The organism is Ideonella sp. FW305-24 (genome assembly GCF_058788035.1).
Window position 1 is genome coordinate 240,320 of the sequence record NZ_JBYTAI010000009.1, and the last position, 7,978, is coordinate 248,297.

At 66.0% G+C, this 7,978-nt stretch carries 7 protein-coding genes; all 7 read left to right on the top strand.

Annotated elements, in window-relative coordinates; genetic code table 11:
* The first annotated feature begins 14 nt into the window (after window positions 1-14).
* The 7 genes from recJ (at window position 15) to AC3WR5_RS23235 (ending at window position 7,814) form a co-directional block, all read left to right on the top strand.
* Window positions 15-1,751 (top strand): single-stranded-DNA-specific exonuclease RecJ, encoded by a 1,737-nt coding sequence (recJ, locus tag AC3WR5_RS23205; RefSeq protein WP_492487475.1) that lies wholly within the window; start codon window positions 15-17, stop codon window positions 1,749-1,751.
* Entirely contained in the window at window positions 1,751-2,302 is a 552-nt protein-coding gene (locus tag AC3WR5_RS23210; RefSeq protein WP_492487477.1) for a DUF1697 domain-containing protein, read from the top strand. Before recJ ends, AC3WR5_RS23210 begins: the two co-directional genes overlap by 1 nt.
* Window positions 2,303-2,345: 43 nt before the next feature.
* Window positions 2,346-2,771 carry a hypothetical protein gene (locus AC3WR5_RS23215; protein ID WP_492487479.1) on the top strand — a complete coding sequence of 142 codons (426 nt, stop codon included), beginning with the start codon at window positions 2,346-2,348 and terminating at the stop codon, window positions 2,769-2,771.
* Entirely contained in the window at window positions 2,768-3,346 is a 579-nt protein-coding gene (locus AC3WR5_RS23220; protein ID WP_492487481.1) for a YdeI/OmpD-associated family protein, read from the top strand. The genes AC3WR5_RS23215 and AC3WR5_RS23220 overlap by 4 nt, the downstream gene beginning before the upstream one ends.
* 116 nt (window positions 3,347-3,462) lie before the next feature.
* Complete coding sequence (locus AC3WR5_RS23225) at window positions 3,463-6,834, top strand: S41 family peptidase (protein WP_492487482.1); 3,372 nt, start codon at window positions 3,463-3,465, stop codon at window positions 6,832-6,834.
* A 141-nt stretch (window positions 6,835-6,975) separates the two neighbouring features.
* Window positions 6,976-7,341, top strand: a complete 366-nt coding sequence (locus AC3WR5_RS23230) for a hypothetical protein (RefSeq protein WP_492487484.1) — start codon at window positions 6,976-6,978, stop codon at window positions 7,339-7,341.
* Between the two features lie 350 nt (window positions 7,342-7,691).
* Complete coding sequence (locus AC3WR5_RS23235; RefSeq protein WP_492487486.1) at window positions 7,692-7,814, top strand: hypothetical protein; 123 nt, start codon at window positions 7,692-7,694, stop codon at window positions 7,812-7,814.
* Window positions 7,815-7,978 lie beyond the last annotated feature (164 nt).

Sequence of the window (7,978 nt, forward strand, 5' to 3'; positions counted from 1 at the left end):
TCCTGTAGAACCCGATGACAAGCAGCCCTTCCCTGCACCTGCGCGACGTGCCGCCGCGCGCCGCCTACGCACTGGAGCAAAGCGGCGTGCACCCGCTGCTGGCGCGGCTGTACGCCGCGCGCGGCGTGCGCGAGCCGGCCGAGCTGGACGACGACCTGAAGCAGTTGCTGCCGCCCAGCCTGCTCAAGGGCACGGACGCTGCAGCGAAGCTGCTCGCCGACACGCTGGCCAGCGGCGCCCGCATCTGCGTGGTGGCCGACTACGACTGCGACGGTGCCACGGCCTGCGCCGTCGCGCTGCGCGGCCTGGCGATGCTGGGCGGACAGCCCGCGCAGCTGCACTACGTGGTGCCGGACCGCGCGGTGCATGGCTATGGCCTGACGCCGACCATCGTCGACCTGGCCATGGCCCAGTGCCAGCCGCAACTGCTGCTGACCGTGGACAACGGCATTGCCAGCCAGGCCGGCGTGGCCCATGCACGCGCGCTGGGCATGCAGGTGCTGGTGACGGACCACCACTTGCCCGCGTTGGTGGACGGCGAGGTGCTGCTGCCGGATGCCAACGTGATCGTGAACCCCAGCCAGCCCGGCTGTGAGTTCCCCAGCAAAGCGCTGGCCGGCGTGGGCGTGATGTTCTACACCCTGCTCGCGCTTCGCGCCGAGCTGCGAAGCCGCGGCGCTTATGAGGCCGTACCCCAGCCCAAGCTGGACGCGCTGCTGGACCTGGTCGCGCTGGGCACGGTGGCGGACGTCGTGAAGCTGGACGGCAACAACCGCCGCCTTGTGGCGCAAGGCCTGCGGCGCATCCGCGCCGGGCGCATGCAGCCGGGCGTGGCGGCGCTGTTTGCGGCCTCGTCGCGCCAGCCCGCCAAGGCCAGTGCCTTCGACTTCGGCTTTGCGCTGGGCCCGCGCATCAACGCCGCGGGCCGGCTGTCGGACATGACGCTGGGCATTGAATGCCTGACCACCGACGACCCCGGCCGCGCCATCGAACTCGCGCAGCAGCTGGACGCGATCAACCGCGAGCGGCGCGACGTGGAAGCCGGCATGCGCGAACAGGCCGAGCTGCTGCTGGACTCGCTGATGCCCGAAGGCCAGCCGCCCACCGCCGTGGTGCTGTTCGACCCGGACTTCCACGAAGGCGTGGTCGGCATCGTGGCCGGCCGCATGAAAGACCGGCTGCACCGGCCGACCTTCGTCTTTGCGCTGGGCGCAGACGGCTTCCTCAAAGGTTCCGGCCGCTCCATCCCCGGCTTCCACCTGCGCGACGCCCTGGACCTGGTGACCAAGCGCCACCCCGGCGTGCTGAAGAAATTCGGCGGCCACGCGATGGCGGCCGGCTGCACGCTGGCCGAAGAAGACTTCGAGACCTTCGACCAGGCGCTGCAGCAGGTGGCCCAGGAATGGCTGCTGCCCGAAGCGCTGGCCCGCAAGCTGGCGACCGATGGGCCGCTGCTGCCGGAATACTTCAACCCCGAGACGGTGGCCAAGCTGGACGCCGTGGTCTGGGGCCAGGGTTTTGAAGCACCTGTTTTCTGCGACGAGGTGGTGGTCATCCAGCAAAAGCTGGTCGGCGAAAAGCACCTGAAGCTGCGCGTGCGCCACGGCGGCCCCAAAGGCACGCTGCGCGACGCGATCTGGTTCGGCCATGCCGAGCCGGTGGCCGAAACGGTGCGGCTGGCGTACCGGCTCAGCGTGGACGAGTTCCAGGGGCAGGTGCGCGTGCAGATGGTGGTGGAGGCCGCCGTCTGATGGCCCGCTGGATCGCCCTCTTCCGCGGCATCAACGTCGGCAAGGCCAAGCGCATTGCGATGGCGGAGCTGCGCACGCTGCTGGAGACCGAGCTGGGCCACGGCGAGGTGAGCACGCTGCTCAACAGCGGCAACGTGGTGTTCAGCGCAACCGGCCGGGCGACCGCGGCGAAGCTGGCCACGGCCATCGAGGTGGCCATTGATCAACACCTGGGCGTGCAGAGCAAGACCACGGTGATCTCGGGCGCGCAGCTGGACGCGATGCTCGCGGCCATGCCCTGGGACGACGCCGACGAGATCGCCTCGCGCCTGCTGGTGGCGGTGCTGCGCGAGCCGGACAGCGAGGCCACCATCGCCGCGCTGAAGCAGCTGAGCGAGAAGGCCTGGGCGCCTGATGGTTTTGCCACCGGCCCTGGCGTGGCCTACCTGCGCTGCGAGCCAGGCATCCTGGACAGCAAGCTGGCGCCGGCCTTCGAGAAGCTGTTCAAGGACCGCGCGACCAGCCGCAACTGGGCGACGATGAAGAAGCTGCAGGCGCTGGCGAACGGGTAAGGCGATGGCTGGTTTTCGCTTTTCTGCCCGCTGGCGTTTGGCTGTGCCGTTGCTGATCTTCGGCGCGAGCGCTCTCGCGGCTGATCCACCAGCCGATGCCGAGCTGTTCCAGTTCCCCGCCGACCGCAACGTGGCGGTGAACCTGCAGCTCTGGCCGCTGAGCCTGAAGAGCGGGCGCGACACCCCCGTCTTCCACAACTTCATGGCCCAGCTGCGCTTCTCTGGCGAGCCCGAAGTGCTGACCTGCGCGCTGCGCTTGTACGAGCCCGAGGGCCAGCTGAACCCTGGCGAGACGCAGGACCTGGCCATCCGCTGCCTTCAGCCGTTCCGCGTGAAAGCGAAGCAGCCGGACTTCCAGGTCTTTGCCGCCGGCCGCCCCATCGGCAAGGGCCAGCTGCGCTCGGCCGCACTGGCGCAGGTGATGGGCGAACCGGGCGCGACAACCAGCGCAGCCAGCGCACCACCATGAGCGAAGCCCTGTATTTCGCCACGCCAGCCCAGTTGCACGCCTGGTTCAAGCGCCACCACGCCACCCAGACCGAGCTGTTGCTGGGCTACTGGAAGGTGGGCAGCGGCCAGCCCAGCGTGACCTGGCCGGAGTCGGTGGACGAGGCGCTGTGCGTGGGCTGGATCGACGGCGTGCGCCGGCGCATCGACGACGCGCGCTACAGCATCCGCTTCACGCCGCGCCGGCCCGGCAGCGTGTGGAGCATGGTCAACGTGCAGCGGGTGCCGGTGTTGCTGGCCGAGGGGCGCATGCGGCCGGAAGGGCTGGCGGTGTTCGAGGCGCGCAAGCCCGAGCACCAGACCGGCTACACCTTTGCCGCCCGGCCGCAGGAGTTGCCGCCGGAGATGGCGGCGCAGTTGCATGCGATGCCCGATGCCCTGGCCTTTTTCCTGGCCCAGCCCCCGGGCTACCGGCGCACGGCGGTGCACTGGGTCACCAGCCCCAAGACGGCGGCCACCCAGGCCCGACGGCTGGCGGAACTGCTGGCCAGCTGCGCCCGCGGTGAGCGGCTCGGGCATACGCAGAAATACCGCTAGTTGTCGCGTGCTTTGCGACGAACGGGGAGCCACGTTCAAGGGGATTGCGGACAGAAAAACGACAGTGCGGCTGGTGTCAAATTGCCGTCACCATCGCTCCCTGTCCAGGACCGTCCATGTTGTTTTCGACTCCCCTGCGTGCGCTGGCCCAAGCGGCCGCCATGCTGTGTCTGGTCACGGCCGCCACCGCAGCCCCGACCGCCACGCCCGCCCCAGCCAACCCGGCGCTGGGTCCCCTGAAGGATCCGTTGTGGATGCGCTACCCCGCCATCTCGCCAGACGGCAGCCAGATCGCCTTCAGCTTCCAGGGCAACCTGTTCATCGTGCCCACCGAGGGGGGCGAGGCCCGGCTGCTGGTGGCCAACGGCCAGAGCAACTCGCGCGCAGTGTGGTCGCCCGACGGCCGCAGCATCGCCTACGCGGCCAACCTCTATGGCAACTACGATGTCTTCCTGGTTTCGGCCCAGGGCGGCCCTTCGCGCCGGCTGACGACGCACTCGGCCAACGAGACGCCGCTGAGCTTCACGCCAGACGGCAAGGAAGTGCTGTTCTCCGGCACCCGCATGGACGCCCGCGGCAACCTGATGTTCCCCTCGGGCCAGGCCAGCGAGCTGTACAAGGTTTCGGTCGAAGCCGGCCAACGCCCGGTGCAGCTGCTCAGCACGCCGGCCCTCTCGGCCCAGCTGAACAAGGCCGGCACGCAGATGCTGTACGAGGACTGGAAAGGCTACGAGAACCTGTGGCGCAAGCACCATGTCTCGCCGGTGGCGCATGACATCTGGCTCTACGACACCAAGACCGGCCAGCACCGCCAGCTGACCACCTTCGGCGGCGAGGACCGCAACCCGGTCTGGTCGCCCGACGAGCAGGCGGTGTATTTCCTCAGCGAGCGCAGCGGCTCGTTCAACGTCTGGAAAATGCCGCTGAACCAACCCGAAGCGGCAGTGCAGGTCACCAGCTTCAAGACTAACCCGGTGCGCTTCCTCAGCATGGCCAGCAACGGCACGCTGAGCTTCGGCTACGACGGCGAGCTCTACCGCCTGGCCCCGGGCGCCAGCGCGCCAACCAAGGTCGCCGTGCAGATCGCCGCGGACACCCGCACCCGCGGCACCGAGCTGCAGCGCCTGTCGCAGGGCGCGACCGAGATGTCGCCCAGCCCCAGTGGCAACGAAGTGGCCTTCGTGATTCGTGGCGAGGTGTTTGTCGCCTCGTCCGAGTTCGGCGACACCAAGCGCATCACCGACACGCCGACGCAGGAACGCTCGGTCAGCTTCAGCCCGGACGGCCGGCGCCTGCTGTTTGCCGGCGAGCGCGATGGCGCCTGGAGCCTTTACGAAGCCAGCCTGCCCGGCAACAAGAAGGAATCGCCGAACTTCTACAGCGCCGGCAAGGTGCAGATCAAGACGCTGCTGAGCAACGGCAAGGACAACTTCCAGCCCCGCTACTCGCCGGACGGCAAGGAAGTGGCCTACCTGGAAAACCGCAACACGCTGAAGGTGCTGAACCTGGCCAGCGGCCAGACCCGCACCGTGCTGCCGGCCGAATGGAACTACTCCTACGCCGACGGCGACCAGTGGTTCGACTGGTCGCCCGACGGCCACTCGCTGCTGACCCAGTTCGTGGACCGCAACCGCTGGGGTGCCGAGGTCGGCCTGATCGATGCGCAGGGCAAGCGCCCGCTGGTCAACCTGACCCAGAGCGGCTATGACGACTTCTCGCCGCAGTGGGCACGCAACGGCCAGATGATGGTCTGGCTGACCGACCGCACCGGCATGCACGGCGCCTCCGGCTCGTCGCAGAAGGACGTCTACGCGATGTTCTTCACCCGCGAGGCCTTCGACCGCTTCAACCTCGACAAGGGCGAATACGCCGCGCTGCTGAAGAAGGAAGAAGAGGAAAAGAAGGAAAAGGACAAGGCGAAAGAAGCCAAGGCCGACAAGAAGGGCGGCAAGGACAAGGAGAAGGACGACGACGCCATCACCCTGCCCGAGCCGGTGAAGCTGGAGCTGGACCAGGTCGAGGACCGCGTGGTGCGGCTCACGCCAAACGCCGGCAACGTGCGCGCTGCGGTGCTCTCGGAAGATGGCGAAGCCCTGGTCTACCTGCTGGAAACGGCCGACGGCATCGAGCTGTGGGTCAACCGCCTGCGCAGCAAGGAGAACAAGAAGGTCGGCGGCTTCCCGGCTGGCAAGGGTGGCCACGGCGACCCGCTGCCGGTGGACCTGCAACTGGACGCCAAGGGCGAAACCGTGTTTGTGCTGGCCGATGGCGGCATCCAGAAGTTCAAACTCCCCAAGGAAGACGGCCCCGTCAAGCCTGAGCCGGTCAAGTTCGCCGCCGAGCTGAACCTGGACCTGCGTGCCGAACGCGCCTACATGTTCGACCACGTCTGGCGCCAGACCCAGGCCAAGCTCTACGTGGCCGACATGAATGGCGTGGACTGGGCCGGTTACCGCAAGGTCTACGAGCGCCAGCTGCCCTACATCGCCAACGGCGAGGACTTTGCCGAGCTGCTGAGCGAAATGCTGGGCGAGCTGAATGTCTCGCACACCGGCTCGGGCTACACCGGCAAGCCTGGCGCAGGCGACGCCACAGCCCAGCTGGGCGTGTTCTTCGACCCGGCCTTCACCGGCGCCGGCCTGAAGGTGGCCGAGATCATCGACGGCAGCCCGCTGCAGGCCGGTGAGGCACGCATCCAGCCCGGCATGGTGATCGAGAAGATCGACGGCGTGACGATTGCCGCCGGTGCCGAATACGACTCGCTGCTGAACCAGAAGGCTGGCAAGCGCGTGGTGCTCGGTGTGTTCGACCCGGCCAGGAACCAGCGCTTCGACGAGGTGGTCAAGCCCATCCCGGGCGGCGAGCAGAACGAGCTGCTGTACAAGCGCTGGGTCAAGGCCGAACGCGCGCTGACGGAGAAGCTCTCGGGCGGCAAGGTCGGCTACGTGCACGTGCGCGGCATGGACGACGACAGCTACCGCCAGGTCTATTCGGAGATGCTAGGCCGACACAGCGGCAAGCAGGCCGTCATCGTCGACACCCGCTTCAACGGCGGCGGCAACCTGCACGACGAACTGGCCACGCTGCTCAGCGGCAAGGCCTACCTGGACTTCGTGCCGCGCGGCCAGCACCTGGGCGCCGAGCCCACCGGCAAGTGGACCAAGCCTTCGCTGGTGCTGATCAGCGAAAGCAACTACTCCGACGCGCACCTGTTCCCGTGGACCTACCAGCACTTGGGGCTAGGCAAGCTGGTCGGCATGCCGGTGGCAGGCACCGGCACGGCCGTGTGGTGGGAAACGCTGCAGGACCCGAACGTCTACTTCGGCATTCCCGAAGTCGGCTTCGTGGACGCCAAGGGCCAGTACATGGAAAAGGCCTTGATCCAGCCGGACATCCAGGTCGCCAACGACCCAGCCCGCATCGTCAAGGGCGATGACCAGCAGCTCGAAGCCGGCGTGAAGGAACTGCTGAAAGGGCTGCTGCAGTGACCTGCTGAGGCCCATCTGGGCTGCTGAGTCGCTGGGGAGTCTTGACCGGTCAGCGAAGCCAATTCAAACTTGGAGGTGCCGCCGGCAGACTCTGCGGCGGTCCCTTTCACCCACAAGAATTTGCCCATCGGGGGGAAACCAATGCATCGAATCACGGCCGCCATAATCGCTGCAATTACCTGCACAACTGCATCTGCGCTCGAAGTTCAATCAATCTCCATTGGTCAAATATTGACCGGCAACTCAAGTGCGTTTTCGGACGGCGTTTATTTACGCGTTTCCGGCCAAATCGGAGATCCAAACTGCTACTACGCCCCGTTCAACACCAGCATTTTCTATGCAAAGCCCAATGGTGTGCTTGATACAAAAAAAGCGCTGGCAATGTTGATGGTTGCCAAACTCGCAGGGAAAACCTTAAACATTGGCTTTACCCAAACAGGGGTGCAAACTGATTTCTGGGGATATGGCATCTCCCAATGTGAGATGCAAGCCCTGATACTAAATTAACCATATTCCACACGCGCTCAAAGTCAATTCCCGCTTCTTACTCGATGCCCCGTCCACGCGGCTCGGTTTTGCATCGAGACCCCACACTGAATCCGTGATGCGACGGTCTCAAGGTTGAAGCGCGAGACCTCCGATGAAGTCCGCGGTCAGCCCTGAGAAGACTTCCTGCGAGGAATGGAATTCAACAATTTTGCGAGGCCGACAGTTGAGCGAATGCTTGATGGCGGTGAGCTGCTAATGGATAGACTTGGCCAGGATCCATGCCCTTGGGTAGTAGTCACATACCAAGCTGTTGGCAGCTTCGTCGGAGCCACGCTGCCAGGAGCTGTGGGATCACAAAAGAAGATGTCGTGGAAAAGGCCCTGATCCAGCCCGACATCCAAGTCGCCAACGACCCAGCCCGCATCGTCAAGGGCGAGGACCAGCAACTGGCAGCCGGCGTGAAGGAACTGCTGGAAGGCACAAAGCCCTGAGCGGCTGAGCGTCCTTCCCAGTCTCGAAGGCGGTCACTGGTTTCTCAGCGACCGCCTTTTTTCATCTCAACGCATGCCCAGCTGATCGAGTCGGCCCTGAAAATCTCCCAAGTCGTTGTCCTGAAACGACTTTCGGGTGATATCCGATGGTCAGATCTCCCGAG

Bases quoted from the DNA above. Each gene is read 5' to 3' on its own strand.
- AC3WR5_RS23230 (WP_492487484.1), top strand. From the start codon at position 6,976: ATGCATCGAATCACGGCCGCCATAATCGCTGCAATTACCTGCACAACT.
- AC3WR5_RS23225 (WP_492487482.1), top strand. From the start codon at position 3,463: ATGTTGTTTTCGACTCCCCTGCGTGCGCTGGCCCAAGCGGCCGCCATG.
- AC3WR5_RS23210 (WP_492487477.1), top strand. From the start codon at position 1,751: ATGGCCCGCTGGATCGCCCTCTTCCGCGGCATCAACGTCGGCAAGGCC.
- recJ (WP_492487475.1), top strand. From the start codon at position 15: ATGACAAGCAGCCCTTCCCTGCACCTGCGCGACGTGCCGCCGCGCGCC.
- AC3WR5_RS23220 (WP_492487481.1), top strand. From the start codon at position 2,768: ATGAGCGAAGCCCTGTATTTCGCCACGCCAGCCCAGTTGCACGCCTGG.